The organism is Lyngbya confervoides BDU141951, from assembly GCF_000817775.3.
Taxonomy (GTDB): Bacteria; Cyanobacteriota; Cyanobacteriia; order Thermosynechococcales; family Thermosynechococcaceae; genus Lyngbya; species Lyngbya confervoides.
In genome coordinates, this window is the sequence record NZ_JTHE03000078.1 from 1 (window position 1) to 21,843 (window position 21,843).

The following is a 21,843-nucleotide window of genomic DNA, read 5'->3' on the forward strand; positions in this document are numbered from 1 at the left end:
AACGATGGTGGTCTTGGTCTATGGAGATGGTCGCCAAGTTCCAACGCACTTCCTCGGCTGTTGAAGGTCGAAATGGGAGTTTGGCACAGCTTCATCATGCCCATCGAGGGATTGACCCAAAGACGCTACAGGTCTTCAAAATTATCCACAATTATGACCTCAGACGCATTGATGGCACAACGGCTGCCCAACGCTTGTTTGGTCAACCCTTTCCAGACCTGTTCGAGTCGGTGTTGGCACAAATGGATGAGATCCCCCAAGCCAGACGATACAAAAATTTTACACAGCCTCAAATGCCCACACTGCATTCTGTCCCGGATTAAATTGGTGGCCTCCCCGAGAATTGAGCCTTCATGGTCAGGCGTAGGTCGCATCCCCCCTCAAAGCCGTTCCACCCTCGATCCACTTAGCAGCAATGTCCTATCCCTGCTTGGCTTTACAAGGCCCGGTTTTCCAAGGATTGAGAATATCCCGAATCAGGATTTCTCGAATCCAGACCTGAAGCACCACCACGATGGGCAAGGCCAGGAAAAGCCCCAAAAGCCCAAAAAAGATAGAAAAAGCGGCCTGGGATAGCAGCGTGAACGCGGGTAGTAGGGAAACCTGTCTCTCCATCACCAGGGGCGTGAGTATATTGCTTTCTACCTGTTGAATCCCCATGTAGAGAGCCACCACCGCGATCGCCTTCCAGGGAGCATCGGTCAGGGCTAACAGGGCCGGAGGGAAGACGCTAATGGTCGGTCCAAGGTTGGGAATAAAGGTGAGCAATCCGGCTAAAAAGGCGTTCACCAACACCAGCTTCACCCTCAGCAGCCCCAGGCCCAAACCACTAAAAATCGTAATCACGGACATATTAAACAAAATTCCAACGACCCACCCCACCAGGGATTTCTCGCATTGATCCAGGATTCGAGAGATTCTCCGACGATAAAAGGAGGGAAATAATAAAATAAAGGCCTGGCGATAGGGCTTGGGATTTGCCAGAAACATGACCGTCACCGCAAAAGTCAAGACGATATTCAGCAACACCGTAAAGGACGCCGCAAACACATCGAAAAATTGACCGACCAGATCTCCAATCCGAGACTGAAGCTGATCTCCCAGGCCATTCATCTTTTCAATTTCTGACCAAAGTGGGGCAGGAATATAGCCGCGGAGTAGGTCAACCCAGCTCTCCACTTGCTCCAGATCGCTCGGCAGATCTGTCCTGAGCTCTTGAAGTTGAGCAAGCAAGGGCGGCACAATCACCCCGACAAAGCCAGTCACAAAGAGCAAAAACAGAAGAACCGTCAAGATAACGGCCATGCCACGGCGCAGGGAATACCTTTGGAACAGCTGCACCAATCGATTCAGACAAGTGGCCAGAACAACAGCAGCAAACCCCACCAAGAGAACTTGTCGGATTTCCCACAGTATATACAGCGAGAGCATCAGACATAGGATGCCCACCCAAGATCCTAAACGCATGAGGCTAATTCCAGCTACACATTCCACACAATCATTTCTAAATAACCCAAAAATACTCTAAAACCGTAGAATTTCTATTTATAACTCGATTGGCAGAGATCCCATGGCCTTTCTCCCGGTGGTTCTATCGGATGACGGCGGTGATCAATCCTCCCGCCAGCCAAAGATAGGAGGCGATCGCTAGGCCAAAGAAGACCCGATCGATGCCACTTTGCGACGTATTTGAGGCATGGTGCTCGCCCCAAACTGGATCCAGGCGAGAACGCCGGAAGGATCCCAAAGCCAAGGTTGAGGAAACAGGTATGCTCAGAAACACGGCAATGATGATTCCCAGCTCAATGACTAGATTGGTCGAGGCCAACCGAAAGACCAGGGCCGGGACAAACCCCGCTCCCTCCTGAAACAGCGCTTTGGGGGTTGCCAGGGCAGAAAAACTACAGGAGCTGGAGATAAAGCCAAAGAAGGTGGCCAGAGCGATGCTGCCTTGCCCCGCTTCACCCATGGCTTGCTCCATGCGATCGCGGGTCACAAAGACCTGAATAGCGCTACTGACAACATAGGCCAGGATAAAGGCCCAAGGCGCCTTCCAGAAAAAACCAACGGTTGTCAGGGCGGCTTCGCTGTAGAGTTGCCAGAAGTTCATCGGGGGGAATCTCCAGAGGAAGAAAGCAGGAGGGAGACAGGCAGAGTCCTAGGAAGGGACGCTCCCTCTTAAGACCGAGTGACCTCATAGCCAGCTTTTTTCCAGGCGCTCATGCCGCCCAAAACGTTTACCACCTTAGTCCAGCCGTGGTGGAGCAGGAGGCTCGCGGCAACCGAAGCCCGATATCCACTGCCGCAGACCACTGCGATGGGACGATCTCGGGGCACTTCCTCTAAGCGTTGGGGCAGATCTGCCCCCGTAATCTGAGTTGCAGAGGCAAGATGTCCACGCTTCCATTCCTGCCTCTGGCGAACGTCCAAGACAAACAGGTCTTGGTCGCGCTCAATCTGATCCCGCAGGACTTGTACCGTCCACAGGGTCAGTTGCTCGATCTCCGCCGCCGCGGTACGCCAGGCTTTCATGCCCCCCGCCAACCACCCCTGGGGTAAATCGTAGCCAATCCGGATCAGTTGCCAGCAGACATCCCATAGATCTTGCGATCGCTCCAGGACTAAGAGGAGCGGGACATCCGGCGGCAAAACAGACCCTGCCCAAATGGTAAAGGAGGACCCCAGTCCCACATTGATGGATCCTGGAATGTGGCTGGCAAAAGCCTCCGGCGATCGGCAGTCCAAGACGATCGCCCCCGCCTGCTGCCATTGCTTAAACGCACTGACCGTCAGGGGAGGTGGATCGGCCAATACCCCGAGTAACGGTGGTCCTTGTTTGTTGGCTTTTCGCATGCGTGGCCAATAGGACGGTACTGCCGGCAATTCAGAGAGATCAAGGCACTGCTTCGCGAACTCATCCTCAGAGGTGAGGCTAGCCAACAGTTGATTCATGCGGCGCTCATAGCCAATCGTGGTTGAGAGACGACTGCCAATATTGCCGCCACAGAGGGACCCAGCCACATGGGTGGGGTACACCTGAACATGATCCGGTAGGGGGAGAATCTTGTTCTTGAGCGTTTGGCAGAGATCTTGGGCATGGCGCTGAACTTCTTCCGGGGAGCCTAGCAAGTCTGGCCGCCCCACATCATCAACCAGGAGTGATCCCCCGGACAACAACAGTACGGGGTCTTCCCCACGGGCGCGATCGGTGACTAAAAAGCTAATATGTTCTGGCGTATGTCCCGGCGTTTGCAGGACCTCAAAGAGGATTTCGCCCATCTCCAGGCGATCGCCATCGCCCATTTCTCGGACAGGATAGCCCAAGTCAGCCCGCGCACTCCCAATAAGCTGAATGTTTCCTCGTTCAGGGAGTTCGCAAATTCCCGTCATGTAGTCATTGTGCTGATGGGTGTCTGCGGCATATTTAATCTGCATTCCCTGCTGAAGGGAGGTCTCAAAGTAGAGGTCCACATCTCGCCGCACATCTAAAACCAGGGCTTCCCCGGTTTCCTCCGAGCCAATAAAGTAGGAAGCATGACCTAGGCTTTCTAGATAAAATTGTTGAAAGTACATGACTTAATCCTCGTTTCGCGTTCAAAAGGGGTGCTCTGACCTAGCCATCGGCTTCCGCTTTTTACAGTGGGTGAGCACTGGTTTAGGCAGTTCGTCGAGTTTGTTCAGGACTAGGTCGGTGAGGCGATCGCTCAGGTCACTGAGGGTCACAGGAATATGGGCATAGGTTAGCCCGGCTTGTTCAACTTGCACCTGCTCGTGGGGCAAGGTCCCTGCTGCCTGAGGCGATCGCAGATTGAGGATTGACTGAAATCCAGTCTGGGCAGCCTGTTGGATCTGCGCCGGACTGAGTTGGCCATCCGCAACCGCAATGTCAGCGGTGATCTGCTTGATATGATTCATGGTAATTGACGCTCACTAGACGCACATAGGTAAAGGGGTTGATGATATGGGTAATCCAGTCCCATGGGGGATCACATGGCGAGAAGTTAAACCTATTTAGTGCCAACGCTGGTTGACCCAGTACCCGACCCCCAGGGGAATCAGGCTAGCGCCGAGGATCAAGCCCCAGCCCTCCCCACCCGGCGGCACCAGCTGAAGCACTCCAGAGAGGCCAGGCGCGTAGGTTGCCGTGAGCAGCAAGGCCGTACAGAGGGCCAAGGCACCCCAGATAAAGCGATTGGATGAAATTTCGTTGTGCCACAGACCAGAGGCTGACTCACGCATATTAAAGACATGCCACAGACGCGCAAAGGCAAGGGTCAAGAAGGAAACCGTCACCGCCTGACTCAAATCGAAGGCCAGGACTTGCAACGCCACGGCAAAACTGGCCAGAACCGTCCCTGCAATGATCAGTCCATATAAGCCAATGGCAATCCAGGATCGGTGGGGGAGCACCGGCTCTTGGGAATCGCGGGGAGGGGAATGCATCACCGCAGCGGTGCCTTCTCCAACACCGAGGGCCAGGGCAGGAAAAACATCACTCACGGCATTGAGGAATAAAATTTGCAGCGGCAGCAGCGGCAGCGGTGCCCCCAGGAGCGAGGCAATGGCCACTGCAATGATTTCCCCTACATTGCCAGAGAGTAAGTACAGGGTAAATTTTCGAATATTGGCAAAAATATTGCGACCCTGGGCGATCGCCACCAAAATAGTCGGAAAGGCATCGTCTTGGAGCACCATATCCGCTGCTTCTCGGGCCACCTGGGTTCCCCGCTGACCCATAGCAATCCCAATATCCGCCTGCTTGAGTGCCGGCGCATCGTTTACCCCATCGCCAGTCATGGCCACAATGGACCCCTGGCGCTGATGCAGGGTAATCAGATCTAGCTTTTGCTTGGGGCTGACTCGCGCAAAGATGGGGGTCTGAACCAGGGCCTGCGCTTCTGGAGGCGAGCATTGATCGACATGATTCAACGCCTCCCCCAGCCTCACCTGGGTTTCCGCTTCTTGGACCAGTCCTACGGCAACCCCAATATTGCGAGCCGTGATGGGCTGATCTCCGGTCACCATGATCACGCGGATGCCCGCTTGATGACAGGCTGCAATGGCTTCCTTGACGGGCTGCCGGGGAGGATCCAGCAGCCCCACTAAGCCCAACCAGGTGAGATGCCGGTAAGGATCTGCCTTGGGATCGCTCATCTGTTTCTGGGCAAACCCCAGAACGCGCAGACCAGAACTCGCCATGGCTTCGGACCGCTCTGACCACTGGCGCCGTTCAGCCTCACCCAAATCCTGAAGGCCCTGGGCCGTCCATTGCTGCGTACACAGGGGCAAGACCGATTCCAGGGCACCTTTGACCGCCACTCGATACGGCTCAGACCAACCCTGATCTGCAGCGCGGTGGACCGTCGCCATGCGTTTACTGTCTGAGTCAAAGGCAATTTCCCGGACCTCCGGCATTGTTTTGAGCAAGGCATCGCGATCTAGTCCGGCCTTGGCTCCAGCCACCAGCAGGGCAATCTCCGTAGGATCCCCAATCCGGGAGCGATCACGGGTAGAGAGGGCAGCATTGTTACAGAGTACCCCAACGGTCAATAGGGCCTGTAGGCGCTCATGCTGACCCGGATTTATCCCTTGGTGATCGGCGCTGAATTCTCCCGCTGCCTCTAGGGCTTCCCCCATCCCCTGAATTTCAGCGTCAGCCAGGGCAATCTGCGTCACCGTCATCCGGTTTTCCGTTAGGGTGCCTGTTTTATCGGTACAGATAACGTTGGTTGCCCCCAGGGTTTCCACCGCCGATAGCCGATGGATCAAAGCATTGCGCTGGGCCATGCGCCACATGCCGCGGGCCAGGGCAATGGTGGCCACAATGGGCAGCCCTTCGGGCACAGCCGCCACCGAAAGCGCGATCGCCGTTTCCACCATCAAGAGCAGATCCTTGCCGCCAAGGATACCCGCCACCGCCACAAAAACAGCCACGATTAACGTAATCCAAATTAACCGCCGTCCCAACTGGTCTAGGCGTTTTTCCAAGGGCGTGACTTCTTCCTTCGCTTCAGCGGTTAACTGGGAGATTTGGCCTAGCTTGGTCTCCATCCCGACGGCCACCACCACTCCACTGCCCGATCCTCGAGTAATGGCGGTGCCCTTGAACAGCAGGTTGGTCTGCTCCGCCAGGGGCAGGTCGGTTGCCAGCGGATCAATGGTTTTACTGACGGGCAAAGATTCCCCCGTCAGGGCCGATTCATCCACCTGAAGCTTGGAACGTTCCACAATTCTTAAATCCGCTGGCACCAGATCTCCGGCCTCAAAGACCACCACATCTCCCAGCACCAAGTCCTCCGCAGGAATTTGCTCAAGCTGTCCCTGTCGCCGAACCGTTGCCGCAGTATGACTTAGCTCTTGCAGGGCTGCCATTGATTGCACTGCTTTCGATTCAGTCACAAAGCCAATGGCAGCGTTTAGGCCAATCGCAATGAGTACAGCTACGCCCTCAATCCATTCCTGAAACGCAAAGGAAAGTAGACTAGCAACGCCAAGCAGCGCAATAATTGGGCTTTTAAATTGATCTAGCAGAATTTGCCACCGACTGCGGCGTTTTACCTTCTGGATCCGGTTTGCACCATATTGTTCCCGGCGCCGCTGAACTTCGCGGGCCGAAAGCCCACGTTCTTTTTTAACCTCAAGGGTTTGAAGAACATGCTCAACGGATTGAGCATGGGCTGCGATCGCGGGTGATCCCATGACAGTTCTTAACTATTGTTCATGCAATCTTAGGCAAGTGTTCAGTCCCAGAAATCTACCAGACTGTAGATCTTGTTCTAGCCAAAGGTCTGAAGACGCGACCTGCACGGGGCGCACTTTCGTACTATTTGCGCGAGTCTCTGTCCATCCTCACTCCCCTTGACATCCTCTCCCCCTGACCTGGAAATTATTCGTCTGGACCAGGGGAAGACTTCAGAAGATCGGCAATGGTACGAACCAGCTGGTCGAGTTTGACTGCCAATGTCGCAGATCAGTGACTCCTTGTTCTGCTTCTAACTACCTTCTAACTGCTCAGCGAACAGGGTTTCCGGCACCACCGCCCAGCGGATCCTCCCATAGTCGTGGAATCAACTGCCCCCCGCCAAGCCTTAGGACTGCCAGCTTGTCGATCGGCCGATCGACAAGCTGGCCAAGCAACGTTCCTTCCCAAGCGCTGGGGAAATTTGGAATCAATGCCGGATCTTCTTCAACGTTAAGAGGCTCCGGAATCCCCAGTGGGGATTTGAGGTTAGGATCGTTTTCCTAACCACTTCGAGGCCACCGCGCCCATGATAGCCCCCACCAAAGGATGGCTCAGAAACTTAACCAGGGCAGGCTGGTCCGCCATTACCTCCTGGAAAATATCCGGGTGGCTATGATAGACGAAGCTGGCCAGCTTGCTGACATCGTCCGCCTTCATCCGTTGGGGATGATGCGTTGATAGGCCAAGCTGCTGCGCCAACTGGCGATCGCTCAGGCCCCTTTCCTGAAGGTGCTTAAAAAACTCCCGAGCCACATCGTCTCGCTGATTCGGCTTGATTTTTTCAATGGCTTGCCTTAGCTCGGGTTCCATTTGGGAGTGCGGAATTTTCTGGGGATGAAGCATCTGGGAAAACAGAGTCTTGCGCTCATCGCGAGAAGAACGCTGGGCAAAATCATCAAAGTTATCGTACTGCGGCGACAAATTGCCCGAAGAACCTGCCTCCAGAGACTCCACATTGCCACTGGCTAACTCGTTCATGATGGCACGCTTATATCGATCGCTGCTGCTCATTGCAAGTCTCCTTATGCTGCGTTGTATTGAATATTATTGGACTGGTTATCGTACTCAGCTCTTAGGATGAGCTGCTTGTCAGGCGCGTAAACCAAAACCGTTAAATCCCGCTGGGGAAAGTTTTTATGGAACCCTGAAACAAGCGATCGCGCCAAGGGCTTAACATCAGAGGGGTCCACTTGAGGGGTAATCACCACCCCCAATTTATTCTCATTCCGAACGTAGGCATCCTGAATGAGTCCCGTTGCCGTCTGCATGACCCAAGCCCCAAAATCCTGACCAGCCGGGGTGTTGCCCTGCTCAATTTGAGCATATTGGCTACCAGCCGATCCAGGCAATGAGCGAACGGCAGGAAGACTGCCGCAACCGGATACAAATAAAAGGCACACGAGCAGCATGGATACCGCTACAGCCCGAAACCCTTTGATAGTCGGTAACATCGTTGTTTTGTCTACAAAATTGTCTATCCCTGATTCTAGATAGCTCAAGACTATGCTCAATCTATCGAAAGGTAGTAAAGGGAATATCGCCTTCCTCCTCGCTGGGTATAGTCTGCAGGGCCCCAGGGCAGCAAGTGACACCTTTAAGGGGTTGTCCGGGACGCTTCATTGGGACCCTGTTTTCCCAAGGCTTCAAGCCGTTCTTGGGGAAATGCATCGGGAATGAACGGGGTCCGCCTCGGACCGGGGGCTACGCCAGAGGTCAGACTATCTGCTAGGAGGCAGCAAAGGTCCATTGAATATCTCGAACTTCAGCCTTTTCCCTGAGGGCCATCTCTAGTGCCTGGGAACTGTTATATTTCAGGTCTGATAAATACTGGGCTTCAACCGTAACAACAAATTCTGAGGCTGCAAAGGGCCAGGGTTGGACCGTGACTCGGTGAGGAGCATCGATCTGCTGAAGGTCATACCGCTGATTTTCAAAACCACGGGTGATTTCAAGGGATCGCCCCGCCGCCGGAATTTTTCGCTGGGCCAAAATCAAAGACAGGCGATCGCACCAGCGCATGAACTCATAGGCGTGGGAGGCCTCTTCTGGCGTTACTCCCATGGCCTTGCGCCAGTGCTGCTGCAGGTCCTGCTGCTTTTCCAAAAAGCGTGCCAGATCCTTTGAAGATTTAGCCTGCTGTTGATGGAGAAAACACACATGCATTGAGATCAAAAGGGCTACCCATCTGGATCGGTATCTGGCGCCTTCCACTAAATGGGTGAGTTGTTTCACAGAAACCCCTTGATCCAGCGTAAAATCTTGGGGAGCACCGGCCTCAGTAATTTTAGCCTCGTCCTCCCATTCTCGCTCTAGGTCGTCATGATGAGAAATAGCAGCAATGGTTTCATAGAGCCGCGGTGCCCTGTCCAATGGCCACTGGCTAGCGATCTGAGCAGCTAGAAGGGCATGGGCACGATGATAAATGACTTCCCATCCGGACTCCGTCACATTAACAATCATCTTGGCTGGTCCAAATAATTGAAATAGGTTGAGCGCATCTGGTGGATTTGCAGCATCGCCCTGGATCAAAGAGGCGATCCTAAACTGTTACTTCAGAAGTTCTAACTCCAGGGAAAAATTAGCTAACGCCTCCATCCAATTCTTTCAGCCGTCAGTCCCCTAGCGCTCTGTCCTCTGACAGACTCAAGACTCTATCCCTAGGGAGAAAGGTCGTCCGAACCGATCGCCCCTGAATGTGCCATTTCAGAAGCAAAACTCGCCAAAGCCTCTAGGGAGTCATCTGGCAGGAGGAACCTGTCTTCATTGCCGCGAAAGCAACTTTTCCATACTTCTGAAGATAGAGTGCCTCAGACTAGATTCCCTTTCAACCGATAGATTAGCTAGAGAACAGGGATGGCATATGCTGCAAGAATGAATAGAACTTAACCACACCCTCTTCCTGCGCTCGAACCCCCAGAACAGACTTTGGATCGACCTTGTTGAAGCTTACTTTGGTTCTGAATCAAGCCACCGAAGAGTTAAAGTGTCCTTTTTTCAACCTGCTTTAAGCCTGAGTCCTGTCGTTTTAGCAAGATTTTCCCATGAATCAGCTTTCTGGTAAACCTATCTCCTTTTGGATAGAGTCTACACCGACTCCTCACTTTGAACCTTTATCGCAAAATATTCCAGTGGATGTGGCGATCGTAGGCGGCGGGATTGCTGGCCTGAGCGCCGCTTTTAAGCTGAAGCAAGCGGGTAAAACCGTAGCCGTGATCGAGGCAAGAAGGCTAGCCAGCACTGCCAGTGGTCATACCACCGCAAAAATCACCTCATTACACCAGCTAATCTATGCCCAGCTCATCGCAGCACAAGGGGAACAAAAGGCCAAAATGTATGCCGATTCAAACCAAGCGGCCATCACCCAGATTGCCGCCTGGGTAGAACAAGAGCAAATTGATTGCGACTTTCAATGGAAATCGGCCTATACCTTCACCGAGTCGGAGCTTAATCTAGAGCAAATTACAGGAGAAGTGGAGGCTGCCGTTCGCTTGGGCTTACCTGCCACCTTTGTGACGGAGGTTTCTCTCCCCTTTCCGATCGCCGGGGCCATAAAGTTTGAAAACCAGGCCCAATTTCACGTCCGTAAATATTTGCTTCACTTGGCGAATAAAATTGCGGGAAACGGTAGCCATGTCTTTGAATCGACTCGGGTGAAGACTGTTGAAAGGGGAACCCCCTGTGAAGTCATCACAGACCAGGGCACCATACTAGCGCAAGATGTCATTGTCACCACCAATTTACCGATTTTAGACCAGGGGCTATTCTTTGCGAAAGCCTACCCGAAACGGTCCTATCTGGTGGCCGCCAAGATTAATCCTTCCCAAGCCCCCGACGGCATGTTTATCAGCATCGACGATCCCTATCGCTCGATTCGGACAACCCCCTGGGGGGAGGATCTGCTGCTATTCATTGGCGGCGAAGGCCACAAAGTGGGCAGCGAGAGCCATCCCGAAGATCGCTACCAAGCTCTTGAAACCTATGGTCGGGAACGATTTGGAATTGAAAGATTTGACTACCGTTGGTCCAGCCAAGATGTCAAGTCCTTTGACCATTTACCCTATATAGGTCCTTTGACCCCCTTAGATCAGCATATCTTTGTGGCAACGGGCTTTAGTCTCTGGGGAATGACCCATGGAACCCTTTCTGGAATGATCTTGAGCGATCGCATCCTTGGCAACGATAACCCCTGGGCCAGTCTCTACGATTCGACGCGGGCAACCCCCTTCCTCTCGCAAACTTCGCTGAAGGAGAACCTGGATGTGGGGAAACATTGGATTGGCGATCGCCTCAAAGGGCTGAACCAATCCTCGTTTGAGGATATCAAACCGGGGGAAGGCAAAATTTTGACCCTGGGAGGACAGAAAGTGGCAGCTTCTCGCGACAAAACCGGAGCTGTTCATACCGTCTCCGCAGTTTGCTCTCACCTCGGTTGCATCGTCAATTGGAACAGCGCCGAGAAAAGCTGGGACTGTCCTTGCCATGGGGCTCGCTTTAGTGGTTCCGGGCAAGTATTAAATGGGCCAGCCGTTCAACCGTTACAGACTGAATCGTGAGCGTTTGCACCCTCCCCAGATCCGCCCCGGTTTTGTCAAGCGCTTTTGGGGTCAATCGTCCCCAAGATAAACTCCTTGGTGCGCGCCTGTAAAAAAGTGTTAAGAAGACAGTCCAGGCATATTTTTGGGGCTTAGCCTTGAAGCAGTAAACCAATTCTGGTGTTAATCCCCTCGGGGGAAAAGTCCGTGAGGCAAACTTCGTCAGGTTATCGTCAGTACAGAGGCTGAGATTACTGTGTTCGCCCATAGTTTCCGATATTGTGGCCACAAGAATCCAGGCCTCTCAGCACCAACGACTCCTTAACGCTGGATAAAATGGCTTCTAATTCAAAGGGAGTTTCCCAGGATTTGGCACAATCGAATGCAGAGGAACAGCAAGGCCAAAAATCGGACCGATCCGTCGGTGCGGCCAGATCCCAAGCGGCTCCTGGGGAGGCCGAAATCACCGAAAACCCCCACGATTCTGACTCATTCCTGACCGTGGGAATTGGGGCCTCCGCAGGGGGGTTAGAAGCGTTTCAGACCTTCTTTAGACAGATGGATGAAGATAGCGGGATGGCTTTTGTGCTCATCTCACATCTGGCACCCGATCATGACAGTCTGCTCTCGGAATTAATTGCCAAAGAGACGCAGATGACGGTGCTGCAGGTGAAGGAAGAAGTTCCACTCCAGCCCAATCACGTTTACGTTATCCCCCCCAATGCAACGCTGACCGTAGAAAAGAGCGTCTTGCGCCTGTCCACCCCCCTGCCGGCCAGGGGGCACCGGGCGCCCATCAATACTTTTTTCCAATCCCTAGCCGAAGATCAAGGGGAAAAAGCCATCTGCGTAATTTTGTCGGGCACCGGCAGCGATGGCACCAGCGGACTCAAAGCCATTAAAGAATATGGCGGCTTAGCGATCGCTCAGGATAGCGAAACGGCGAAGTATGACAGCATGCCGCGCAATGCGGTGAGGTCTGGGCTCGTCGACTATGTGTTGCCCGTCGAAAAAATTCCGGAAAAGTTGCTGGAATATCAACGGCACCGCGAGGGGTTGCGGGCCAACCTGGACGAAGACGGCATCTTGCCCCAAGCCTCGGACTATCTGGCGCAAATTTGTAGGTTATTGCGCCGTCGCATTGGCCACGATTTCAGCAATTATAAAACGGGAACCTTAATTCGCCGCATTCAGCGCCGCATCCAGATTACCCAAACGCCGTCCGTAGAAGCCTACGTGCAATATCTCAAGAGCGATCCAGACGAAATTAGTCAGCTCTTTAAAGATTTACTCATTGGCGTCACTCAATTTTTTCGCGATCCCAACTCGTTTAAGGCCTTGCAGCGCGCGGTGATCGCCGCTTTGGTGGAAAACTGCCCCAGCAATCAATCCATCCGAATTTGGATTGCGGGGTGCTCCTCTGGCGAAGAGGCTTACTCTGTGGCAATCCTGCTGGCCGAGGAGATGGATCGGTGCAACCGACGGTCCACGGTCCAAATCTTTGCCACGGACATTGATGAGCAATCCCTCAATCAGGCCCGGCAAGGTCGCTATCACGATAACATTGCCGACCAAGTCACCTCTGAACGCCTCGAACGATTCTTTGTCCGCCAGGAAGGTCATTATCAAGTGGTCAAGCCTCTGCGCGAGATGTGTATCTTTTCCCAGCACAGCTTAATTAGCGATCCGCCCTTTTCACGCCTAGATTTACTATGCTGTCGAAATTTACTGATTTACTTTGACTCAGAGCTGCAAAAGCGGTTAATTCCTTTGTTTCACTATGCCTTGAAACCAGAGGGACACCTATTTCTTGGCAGCTCGGAAAACCTTTCTCCCCACGGCGGCGAACTGTTTCGGACCACCGATAAAGCCCACCGGATCTTTCAGCGAAAGCAGGCTATGATTGCGCCCCAGGTAGAGTTTCCCCTGGTCGATCGCAGTGCCTACCGACCGTTTTTTCCGCTCCAGAAGCAGGCCCCCACCCATCGTCAGCCCCAGATTGTCCACTCTATCGAACGCGTCCTGCTCCAGGACTTTGCCCCCGCTTGCGTGATTATCAACGAGCATAACGAAATTGTTTACTTCTTTGGCCGCACCGGAAAATATTTAGAACCCTCCCAGGGAGCGCCCAGCACCCAGATCTTTGACTTGGCCAAACCTGGCCTGCGCGTAGACTTGCGATCGCTCATTCAATCGGCTAGAGCTTCCCAGCAGGAAGCGATTCGCCCCAAGGTGCCCATCAGCAACGAAGGGCAAATTATCACGGTTAACCTCATTGCCCGCCCTATTCAGGAAACCCTGGGCGACCATGACTGTTTGATGATCATTTTTCAAGACGTTGAGAACGCCTTGCGCCCGCCCCAGGAGCATGCGCTAGATCCCGAAGAGGAGTCAGTGATCAGACAGCTAGAGGATGAACTGCGGGACACCCAAGAACGGCTGCGGTCCACCATTGAAGAAATTGAAACCTCCAATGAGGAGCTGAAATCTGCCAACGAAGAGCTTCTCTCGATGAATGAGGAGCTGCAATCCTCTAATGAAGAGCTACAGACCTCGAAAGAGGAGATGCAGTCGATCAACGAGGAGCTAGAAACCGTCAATGCCGAGCTGCGGAACAAGGTTGAAGAGCTAGACGCGGCCAATAACGACATCCAAAATCTCTTCGAAAGCACGCGAATTGCCACGGTTTTTCTGGATGAGACGCTCCGGATTAAGCGGTTTACGCCCACTGCCACCGAGGTCTGTAATCTGATCAGTACCGATATCGGCAGACCCATTACTGACATTTCCCTGGCCATTGAAGATCTCGATATTGAAACCGATGCGCGGGAAGTGTTGCAGTCTCTGGTGCCCATCGAGCGCGATGTGCGAATGAAAGGAGAGGGAACCTATTACAAAACGCGGATCATGCCCTACCGGACCCTGGACAACGTCATCAGTGGCATTGTCCTCACCTTCGTGGATGTCACCGATTTGCACCAGGCGAGGAGTCACGCTGAGGAATGGGCCAGACGCCAGGAAGCGATCGCTGAAATTGGCACCTTCGCCCTGCAAGAAAACAGAGCGGCCTCGGTCTGTGAACGGGCCGTTGATATTGTTTGCCAAACCCTGAACTCCGATGCTTGTGGGCTGTTTATCTACCAGGCCCATCAACCCGAAAAGCTGCTGTTACAAAGCGGCAATGGTTGGCCCCCAGGAGATCTTGGCCAGGCCACCGTCAGCGCCACGGACTCCCATCCAGGGTTTACCATGACGGCGCAGCAACCGATTGTGGTGGAAGACTTTACCAAGGAAACCCGGTTTAGCCAGTCCTCATTGCTGAAGTCGCTCAAGATTGCCTGTGGGCTGAGCGCCCTCGTCTATGGGACGGAAGGAATCTACGGCATTCTAACCAGCTACGCCCAGACCCTTCGGCCGTTTACCGCCGAGGATATTTCCTTCCTCCAAGCGATCGCCAATATTCTGGCAGCAACAGTGCAGCGGGAAAAAAGTCAGTTGGCCCTGGAAAAAAGCCGCGAAAGGCTCGATCTGGCCATTGAAGCGGCCGGGATGGGAATCTGGGAGATGGAGATTGCCACCGGCAAATCCACCTGGAATGACCTTGAATATACCCTGTTAGGGTTAGAACCCGACCAGGTCGGCGAACCCACTGTCGAGCTATTTTATCGCTATATTCATCCCGACGATATTCCCCAGGTTCAGAGCAAGGTGCGCACCGCCATTGAACGAAAAACAGAATTTGATACGGAGTTCCGCATTCAGCTCAGGGACGGAACCCTGAAGTGGATTGTCGCCAAAGCCAAAATCATTGGCGATACCGAAGGCAATCCAGCCAGGATGATCGGGGTCAACTATGATGTAACCCAACGCAAGCAGGACGAAGAAGCGCTGAAGGCCGCCGATCGCCGCAAAGACGAATTTCTAGCCGCGCTGGGGCACGAGCTCCGCAATCCCCTCAACGCTCTCAGCAGCAGCATCGAATTGCTGCAAACCCTGCCTAAAAACATTGCCCAGGAAGAACGAGATCGTCTGCAGGCGGTGGCCAGTCGGCAGCTCTCGCAGCTCAATCGGTTAGTGGATGATTTACTGAATGTCTCCCGCTTGGTCTACCAGAAGGTTCAGCTTCAGCCCCAGACCATTGGCCTGATGCAGCTGCTCCGCGATGTGATTGTGGATGCCTCCAGTTCTGCAGCCTCTAAAGGGATTACCCTCAACGCGATCCTTCCGGATCAAGAAATTGAATCCCAGGGCGATTCTGTGCGGCTGATGCAGGCCTTTTCCAACGTGCTGCAAAATGCAATCAAGTTTTCTGACCCAGACAGTACCGTCACGATTTCAGCAATGCTTTCAGAGCAGTCTGTCACCATAAAAATTACGGATTCAGGAATTGGCATAGAATCAGGGGCACTCACCCGCATTTTTACCGCCTTCAGCCAGGAAGATCGATCCCTGGCTCGCAGCGGCGGACTGGGTCTGGGGCTGCCGCTAGCCAAGGGAATTATTGAGCTGCATGGGGGAGAAATTTGGGCTGAAAGTCCGGGGTTAGATCAAGGCAGCGTAGTCACCATCCGACTGCCCTACACCGGCACCGTCTCGAATCCCCCCCCGCGCGCTCTTGCCGCTGAGGCGGCGACCCCGTTCAGGGAGCAATCTACTCCCGCTCCCCGGATCACCCGCATTTTGATTGTGGAAGATGATGAAGATTCCGCCGTCATCTTGCAAACGTATTTAGAACATGTGGGATACGACGTCAGCGTGGCCAGAGACGGCGAAGCAGGAATTGCCCTGGCCCAAGCCTCTCAGCCAGAGGTCATTATTAGCGATATCAGTTTAACCTCTAAGATGGATGGCTACGCCGTGGCTCGTGCCATTCGTTCGTATCCATCGTTGAACAGGACTCTCCTCATTGCCACCAGCGGGTATGGACAGCCCGAAGATAAGGCGAAGGCCAAAGCTGCTGGTTTTGACAAGCATTGGACTAAACCCGTCAACTTGCAGACCCTGAGCCAGTTCATCCAGGAAAATAGACCCGTCTAGGCCATACCTACCCACGCCGTTGGGGGTTCAAAGGTTCTGTCGACCAGAAACCCGGCTGGAGTCGAGGAAGCCCGCCCCTCGCCATTGCGATCGCCGGTGTTAGCAAATATCTTACTCGACGACTTAGACCCAGATCTGGAGCGCCGCAGACACCGTTTTGTCCCTTACACCGTTTTGTCCCTTAGGTAGATGATTGGATGAGTTTTGTCTTTTCTCTTTTTTCGTTTGCATGACGAAAGAGAACTAAAGAGAAATATTTTTTTGACCCAATAAATCGGATTGGGAATTTGCCAATAACGTTGGTGCAGATCGAGATGATTGCTATGGAGCGGAGGAAAATCCCAAATATCGGTTGGCGGTGACCCAAAATAACGTTGATAGAGTTCGATGGTGTAATCATATCGCTGACTCGCTCCGCTATCGCCGGGATAATGATGGAGCGATTTTTTCAAAATCTTGCCGCATAATTCTTCCCAATAGGACTGGGTATAGAGTAAATGATAGTGCCAGACGCAATCGATCGCGCTCGATGGCGACACCATCCCTTCAGCGATCGCGGCCAAGAAAAGGTACTTCTTATATTCGTACATCGCTCGCAAAGTATAGATTTCACTCCAATGATATTCCCATGCTAATTTAGCCGACATAGGATAGGGAGCGGTGGGATCGTCCAGCTTAAATTCACAAAGTTTAGCGTAGAGTTCGGCTTCGGTTTTATTCATTAGCAACCACCTCCACAGGAGGATGCAGGAGGCACTTCAGGAGTAGGATAAATAACTTGGAGTTCGAGATTGAGAAAGTCACTTAACTCCTGCCCCAGCCACCATAATTCTGTCTGGGAAAATTTAGCCGAGGAAAAATGAGCAGGAAAGGAATATTCAAAATTCCCGCAATATAAATACAATTTCGGTGGAATGGTAATGGCACTACCTTGAATAAGTTTGCCGTTTGTATCTAAACATTTGTCGAATGTATAGCCAGGATTATACGCCAAGATTTCGATCAGCGATCGCGGATGCTCGGATAGTTTGATAGGATTATGACCCTGTTTGCGATCTTTCAAGTTATAAATGTGGCCTTCATCAATAATTAAATGGCAGCTTGTTTTATGACGACGATTGTTTTTAGGAATCATCCGCGTTAATCCATTCACAAGAAAAAAACACATAAGACATATAAAAAACACAAAAAACATATAGGTAAGCGATGAAAAAACTAATGAAATAATCGAGGCAAATAGTAACCATCCAGCCAAGATCTGGAGAAAGAAATTTGGATTTTCGTGATACCAGGTGATTTGCAATCGATTTTGATCGCGATATAGACGAATTTGAGTATGGGCAGGTTTTAATTGATCGAAATTCCCATAGCTGCCATCTTCAGATTTCAGCGCGAGTTGCGCCACTTTAGCACTATCAAATCGTTTGTCAAGATGGGGATGGGTCATTTTTTCTAGCCATCGCTGGAGTCGCTTGCTAATTTCGGCATTAAATTTCACTCGTCCATCTACCTGGGGTAACTCTGCGGGATGCGTGCCCGTTAGTAGATAAATCAACGTCATCCCCAAACTATATAAATCCGAGGCGGTTGTCGTTTGTCCGCCAAATTGTTCGAGAGGAATATAGCCATAACTGCCAACGATTGTAACGGTTCCTTCTTCTTGTTTTGCAACCGTTTGTACTGAGCCAAAATCAACGAGATAGACATCCCCCATACTATTACCAGAGCGATTTGCAAGCAGAATATTACTAGGCTTAATATCTCGATGAATTACAGGGGGGGCTTGCTGGTGGAGATAGATCAATAGCCCCAATAAACGATCAGCTAGCTCGATAATCTCAGTCTCGGAAAATTTTCGGCCCCTAGCAATGAGAGTTGCAAGTGAAGGTGCCTCGATATAAGATTGTACCAACGCGAAACCAGGTGTATCGACTTCATCAATCTCAAAGTAGTCGATATATTTAGGGATTTCAGGATGATCGAGATTTTTAAGCGTGGCGGCTTCGCGCTCAAATAACTTCAGATCGTCCCATTCAAAGCCATCTCCAAATCGCAGCAGTTTAATGATGACTGGTACTTGAGAGTGGAGATCCTTCGCCAAAAAGGTTTGTCGTCCAGCTTTTTGACTCAATAATTCCTTAATTTGATAACGATCGGTGAGAATGGCATCAGTCGTCAACATGGTTATCCGTCTTCATAAGCGAGGGTAATGGTATTTCTAGAGGGGTGCTAAGTCGGAGAATGCTCCTGTGCCACTGAAGGTTCTAAACGGTATAATCATCATTGACTGCATCCATAAGTGCGTCAATATTGGGGAAGTGTAGTGAAGGGTAATCAGGTGTAAAGGAACTACAGAATGCTACTATCGTTTTAGAGGATCAAAGTATCCTGGATAATTTAGAATCGCTGGTTGAACCAACAACTCGTGGTGACCTAAAATCTCCCTTGCGTTGGACTGTTAAGAGCGTGAACAAGCGGGCAGAGCAATTAGGAAACATGGGGCATGAAGTGTGCCCGAAAACAGTTTATAACTGGGTACGGTCAATGGATTACAGCTTACAAAGTAATTGCGAACCTCAAGAGGACTGTGATCACCCTGACCGAGACAAACCGTTCAAGCACTTTGCTGAGACTGTGAAGCCGTTTCAACAGTTGTTTTGTCACATCACCCAAACTGGCGAAGCAGACCAATCCGTCGGCCAGTTATGGTAAATTTGATGAGTCTGACCATGAATTCAATGCGATCGCACTACAGAAGGCGATTTTATGATGACTGGAATTATCAGATTAAACCCAGATTAACCTCTTAGTTGATTCATTGATTTTTACAAGAATCCATCCTAAGTAATGACTGATTATGAGCTGGGATTCATTTTTAGAAACACTTTCCAATTGTCCAGAATACGGATTGACTTCTCTTGAAGCTGAAGTCGTGATGTGTCTTCAAGAAGCGCGATGTCCCACTAAAAGTGAATTGCTAGAAGCCTATATTAAGTCATACTCGAAAATTGAAGAAGAGGCTTTCACCCAAAGGTTAAAGAATATCTATAAAAAATTTCGGATTGTGGGCAAAGGACACAAACTCCCACAACTTCATAAACGTTTAAATGAACAGTATTATCAATACCAGAATAAAGATATATTCTTTTCGGAGATTGGTTTAAATTACATTTATCCAAATTTTCCCAGAGATGGCTTTGGAAAAGCCCTTAATGATTTGATCGATTCGGATAATTCAGAACATAAGCAAGTAGATGTCCTTCAAACCTTTGCGCCCAATTTAAATGACTATTCTGAACACCTCATTCGATGCCTCCAAAATGGCATTCAGGTCAGAGTATTACTCGCTTGGCCTTATTCCGAAGCAGCAAAGCTGCGAGAAGAAGTTTTGAGGAAATATGCTAATAGCAATATCGGAGATGAGATCAATATTCAAGACTGTGTGATTGCCAATCTGGAAACGTTAGAAAAAATCATCAGAATTTTAGGCACTTCTAAGCTTATCGAGATTAAGCTATATGATACGCTTCCTTCTCTCGCAATTTATCGAGCGGGTCGTTATATGTTGGCAGCACCTTTTCTACACGGATCACTTGCGATTAATACATTTCAGTTAGAGTTAACGCTAAACTCTGCCAATCAACTGATCACGCAGACCTTACAAAATGACTTTGAGCTCATGTGGCAAGTTGCTCGTCGCTTTCACCCAGATCCAAATCAAAATTGGAGAAATGACCTGAAAATCTTATTTACGAGTTAAAAGTCATGATTGGGACCCTCAATGATTATGAGATTTCCTTGATTACGAAGTTTAGATCTCATCCACTGTTTAACCAGATTGATAGGATCGCTTGGCAAAATCTGCTTGCAATTCTTATCCAGCGTCGCTTTTTATCACTTTCTATCGTCAACTTTTACGAATTTGTGATTGATGCTCTGACGGATGAGCCGATCAAGCGAACAGTTAGAGGGATTCTGAATGAGGAATTTCCACGCAATACCAAAGGAGTTCCCCTACCTTCTCATCGAGAGCTACTTTTCCAAGATTTGCTCAATCTAGGTGCAACTTCCGAAATGATCTTAACAACACCGGAAACCCTCATCACTCAAAATGTTAGAAATGAGAGTTATCAGCAGCTGGTGAGGTGTCTGGGAGAAAAGCATTGTCAGGTAGGGTTGGTTGCATTTCTTCGTTTTTGGGCAGAGGTGCTGGTCTCAGTTGAGTATTCCTGTCTCTGGCAACGAATTTCTGAACGCCTATCTAGTGGGCAGTCACAACACAAAATTAGATCGGAGTTCTACTATTTCCACATGATCCATGACAGCAGAAATTCAGATATTGGACAAGAAAGTATTCTAGGCGGATTAACCCATTCTCAAGAACTGGCGATTCATCTCAAGAGACTCATTTCGTCTGAAGAGGCTCTCATTTACTGCCTTAAACTTCAAGAGAATGCATATCAGCTTAAATGTCAATTTTACGATCAGTTTATCAACCATCTCTCTGGCTCGCCTCTTGCCCTCACATAAAGAGGAAGCATGGCAGGTTTGCAGCAATCAGGGAATCAGCTAAGGAGAGAACGACCGACCCACTGGGTAGAGCAAATGCCCCCAGCACAAAAAGCCTGACTTCAACTCCACCTGGATGCGATCGCTGCAATTCTGGACGAAGAGAGCAACCCCGCTTCCCTACCAACCCTTGAGGGTATTACACTGAAGGTCCGTGAGCCAGGCAAGTTCAGCCGGGATGCTTCAGCAGTGAGTTCGTGCTCTAGCTCTGCTGGCAAAGTCAAAGAATCGCGAACCAGATGCGATGCACTAGAAAACCTCTCCATCAAAAAGAGGCAGAGCCATGCGGAAGCACCCAGCCAGCAGGCGTGCCAAACGTCTGAACCGCCTGTTTACTTGTGAGATGGGCGATGGGTAGGTTATCCCCATCAAGGCCCTCAGTCGTATAGATGCCGCCCAATCCATCGGAGATCGCGATATGCCCAAAGGGCGGAAGATCGGGCCAGAACACTATTGCGCCAGCTGGAGGTGCCCCATGCTGGATCTGCGCCTTGTAGTGATGGTACTGCTTCGATGCATCATTCATGTAAATGTCGATGCCGGCACCAAAGCGCCAAGCCGAGAAAACGAACTTTGCGCAGTCGCCGGACCATTCACCCCTGTATCCCGGTGCCCAGTCGCCTTGTTCCTCTCCCAAGGGCCAATAGCTCTTCGCGGGATCGGATGCGCTACGCTGTCCGACTTGTTTGGCGGCCCAACTCACGGCGCGAGCTGCTGGACTTTCTGCGCTGACGATGTTTGCTGCATCTGATGAACAGCTGGTAGTAAACGCAATCCCACCCATTAGGGAAATGACGACGAGAACGTTAACTGTCCAACTGCAATCGGGAAAACTGGCGCGCCTTTTCTTGCTCTGTCTACAAACGCGACTTTTTTTATAACTGGCTTGAGACATCCTAAGCTCCTTTTTTTGAAAGTGCGGCTGACCACTCACTGTCAGAGTTTGCCTAGGCGGCACGGGTG

At 51.2% G+C, this 21,843-nt stretch carries 15 protein-coding genes and 2 pseudogenes; 6 read left to right on the top strand and 11 right to left on the bottom strand.

Translation table 11 applies throughout. The features are described from left to right. A partial coding sequence (locus QQ91_RS13115; protein ID WP_236096191.1) for a DUF6399 domain-containing protein occupies positions 1 to 323 on the top strand: 323 nt, incomplete at its 5' end. Between the two features lie 97 nt (positions 324 to 420). Here the strand turns inward: QQ91_RS13115 and QQ91_RS13120 are convergent. From QQ91_RS13120 to QQ91_RS13160, 8 genes and pseudogenes are all read right to left on the bottom strand, one after another. Further along, positions 421 to 1,467, bottom strand: a complete 1,047-nt coding sequence (locus tag QQ91_RS13120; RefSeq protein WP_166282736.1) for an AI-2E family transporter — start codon at positions 1,465 to 1,467, stop codon at positions 421 to 423. Positions 1,468 to 1,774: 307 nt separating this feature from the next. Continuing rightward, positions 1,775 to 2,110: pseudogene (locus QQ91_RS13125) on the bottom strand (permease); the annotation flags it as partial. Positions 2,111 to 2,178: 68 nt separating this feature from the next. Next, entirely contained in the window at positions 2,179 to 3,573 is a 1,395-nt protein-coding gene (locus tag QQ91_RS13130) for an MBL fold metallo-hydrolase (RefSeq protein ID WP_166282738.1), read from the bottom strand. A gap of 21 nt (positions 3,574 to 3,594) precedes the next feature. Continuing rightward, positions 3,595 to 3,915: a protein tyrosine phosphatase family protein gene (locus QQ91_RS13135; protein ID WP_166282740.1), complete on the bottom strand. Its 321-nt coding sequence runs from the start codon at positions 3,913 to 3,915 to the stop codon at positions 3,595 to 3,597. 96 nt (positions 3,916 to 4,011) lie between these two features. Beyond that, on the bottom strand, positions 4,012 to 6,699 hold the full coding sequence (locus QQ91_RS13140; RefSeq protein ID WP_166282742.1) for a cation-translocating P-type ATPase: 2,688 nt from the start codon (positions 6,697 to 6,699) through the stop codon (positions 4,012 to 4,014). A gap of 529 nt (positions 6,700 to 7,228) precedes the next feature. After that, the gene (locus QQ91_RS13145) at positions 7,229 to 7,753 is read right to left on the bottom strand and encodes a hypothetical protein (RefSeq protein WP_166282744.1); all 525 of its coding nucleotides are present in this window, start codon (positions 7,751 to 7,753) and stop codon (positions 7,229 to 7,231) included. 11 nt (positions 7,754 to 7,764) lie between these two features. Then, a complete protein-coding gene (locus QQ91_RS13150; RefSeq protein WP_166282746.1) occupies positions 7,765 to 8,193 on the bottom strand; it encodes a hypothetical protein in 429 nt (142 codons plus the stop codon). Between the two features lie 274 nt (positions 8,194 to 8,467). Then, positions 8,468 to 9,202 carry a DUF3891 family protein gene (locus QQ91_RS13160; protein WP_166282748.1) on the bottom strand — a complete coding sequence of 245 codons (735 nt, stop codon included), beginning with the start codon at positions 9,200 to 9,202 and terminating at the stop codon, positions 8,468 to 8,470. Between the two features lie 581 nt (positions 9,203 to 9,783). On the opposite strand from QQ91_RS13160, the gene QQ91_RS13165 reads away from it, so the two are divergent. Continuing rightward, complete coding sequence (locus QQ91_RS13165) at positions 9,784 to 11,295, top strand: FAD-dependent oxidoreductase (RefSeq protein ID WP_166282750.1); 1,512 nt, start codon at positions 9,784 to 9,786, stop codon at positions 11,293 to 11,295. Between the two features lie 315 nt (positions 11,296 to 11,610). Then, positions 11,611 to 16,311, top strand: coding sequence for a chemotaxis protein CheB (locus QQ91_RS13170; protein WP_166282752.1), 4,701 nt, complete (start codon positions 11,611 to 11,613; stop codon positions 16,309 to 16,311). Positions 16,312 to 16,475: 164 nt separating this feature from the next. On the opposite strand, the gene QQ91_RS13175 is transcribed toward QQ91_RS13170, so the two are convergent. Further along, positions 16,476 to 17,033, bottom strand: coding sequence for a glycine-rich domain-containing protein (locus tag QQ91_RS13175; RefSeq protein WP_201277462.1), 558 nt, complete (start codon positions 17,031 to 17,033; stop codon positions 16,476 to 16,478). Beyond that, positions 17,033 to 18,493 (bottom strand): serine/threonine protein kinase, encoded by a 1,461-nt coding sequence (locus QQ91_RS13180; protein ID WP_166282754.1) that lies wholly within the window; start codon positions 18,491 to 18,493, stop codon positions 17,033 to 17,035. The genes QQ91_RS13175 and QQ91_RS13180 overlap by 1 nt, the downstream gene beginning before the upstream one ends. Before the next feature lie 194 nt (positions 18,494 to 18,687). Between QQ91_RS13180 and QQ91_RS21850 the strand changes: the two are divergent. From QQ91_RS21850 to QQ91_RS13190, 3 genes and pseudogenes are all read left to right on the top strand, one after another. Then, positions 18,688 to 18,963 (top strand): annotated as a pseudogene (locus QQ91_RS21850) (ISAzo13-like element transposase-related protein); the annotation flags it as partial. A 205-nt stretch (positions 18,964 to 19,168) separates the two neighbouring features. Then, a complete protein-coding gene (locus tag QQ91_RS13185; RefSeq protein ID WP_166282756.1) occupies positions 19,169 to 20,071 on the top strand; it encodes a hypothetical protein in 903 nt (300 codons plus the stop codon). Positions 20,072 to 20,076: 5 nt separating this feature from the next. After that, positions 20,077 to 20,841 (top strand): hypothetical protein, encoded by a 765-nt coding sequence (locus QQ91_RS13190; RefSeq protein WP_166282758.1) that lies wholly within the window; start codon positions 20,077 to 20,079, stop codon positions 20,839 to 20,841. Positions 20,842 to 21,145: 304 nt separating this feature from the next. On the opposite strand, the gene QQ91_RS13195 is transcribed toward QQ91_RS13190, so the two are convergent. Next, positions 21,146 to 21,775, bottom strand: coding sequence for a CHAP domain-containing protein (locus QQ91_RS13195; protein WP_166282760.1), 630 nt, complete (start codon positions 21,773 to 21,775; stop codon positions 21,146 to 21,148). Between the last annotated feature and the right edge of the window lie 68 nt (positions 21,776 to 21,843).

Bases quoted from the DNA above. Each gene is read 5' to 3' on its own strand.
- QQ91_RS13120 (WP_166282736.1), bottom strand. From the start codon at position 1,467: ATGCGTTTAGGATCTTGGGTGGGCATCCTATGTCTGATGCTCTCGCTG.
- QQ91_RS13190 (WP_166282758.1), top strand. From the start codon at position 20,077: ATGATTGGGACCCTCAATGATTATGAGATTTCCTTGATTACGAAGTTT.
- QQ91_RS13140 (WP_166282742.1), bottom strand. From the start codon at position 6,699: ATGGGATCACCCGCGATCGCAGCCCATGCTCAATCCGTTGAGCATGTT.
- QQ91_RS13135 (WP_166282740.1), bottom strand. From the start codon at position 3,915: ATGAATCATATCAAGCAGATCACCGCTGACATTGCGGTTGCGGATGGC.
- QQ91_RS13175 (WP_201277462.1), bottom strand. From the start codon at position 17,033: ATGAATAAAACCGAAGCCGAACTCTACGCTAAACTTTGTGAATTTAAG.
- QQ91_RS13165 (WP_166282750.1), top strand. From the start codon at position 9,784: ATGAATCAGCTTTCTGGTAAACCTATCTCCTTTTGGATAGAGTCTACA.
- QQ91_RS13160 (WP_166282748.1), bottom strand. From the start codon at position 9,202: ATGATTGTTAATGTGACGGAGTCCGGATGGGAAGTCATTTATCATCGT.
- QQ91_RS13170 (WP_166282752.1), top strand. From the start codon at position 11,611: ATGGCTTCTAATTCAAAGGGAGTTTCCCAGGATTTGGCACAATCGAAT.
- QQ91_RS13185 (WP_166282756.1), top strand. From the start codon at position 19,169: ATGAGCTGGGATTCATTTTTAGAAACACTTTCCAATTGTCCAGAATAC.
- QQ91_RS13150 (WP_166282746.1), bottom strand. From the start codon at position 8,193: ATGTTACCGACTATCAAAGGGTTTCGGGCTGTAGCGGTATCCATGCTG.
- QQ91_RS13130 (WP_166282738.1), bottom strand. From the start codon at position 3,573: ATGTACTTTCAACAATTTTATCTAGAAAGCCTAGGTCATGCTTCCTAC.
- QQ91_RS13145 (WP_166282744.1), bottom strand. From the start codon at position 7,753: ATGAGCAGCAGCGATCGATATAAGCGTGCCATCATGAACGAGTTAGCC.
- QQ91_RS13180 (WP_166282754.1), bottom strand. From the start codon at position 18,493: ATGTTGACGACTGATGCCATTCTCACCGATCGTTATCAAATTAAGGAA.
- QQ91_RS13195 (WP_166282760.1), bottom strand. From the start codon at position 21,775: ATGTCTCAAGCCAGTTATAAAAAAAGTCGCGTTTGTAGACAGAGCAAG.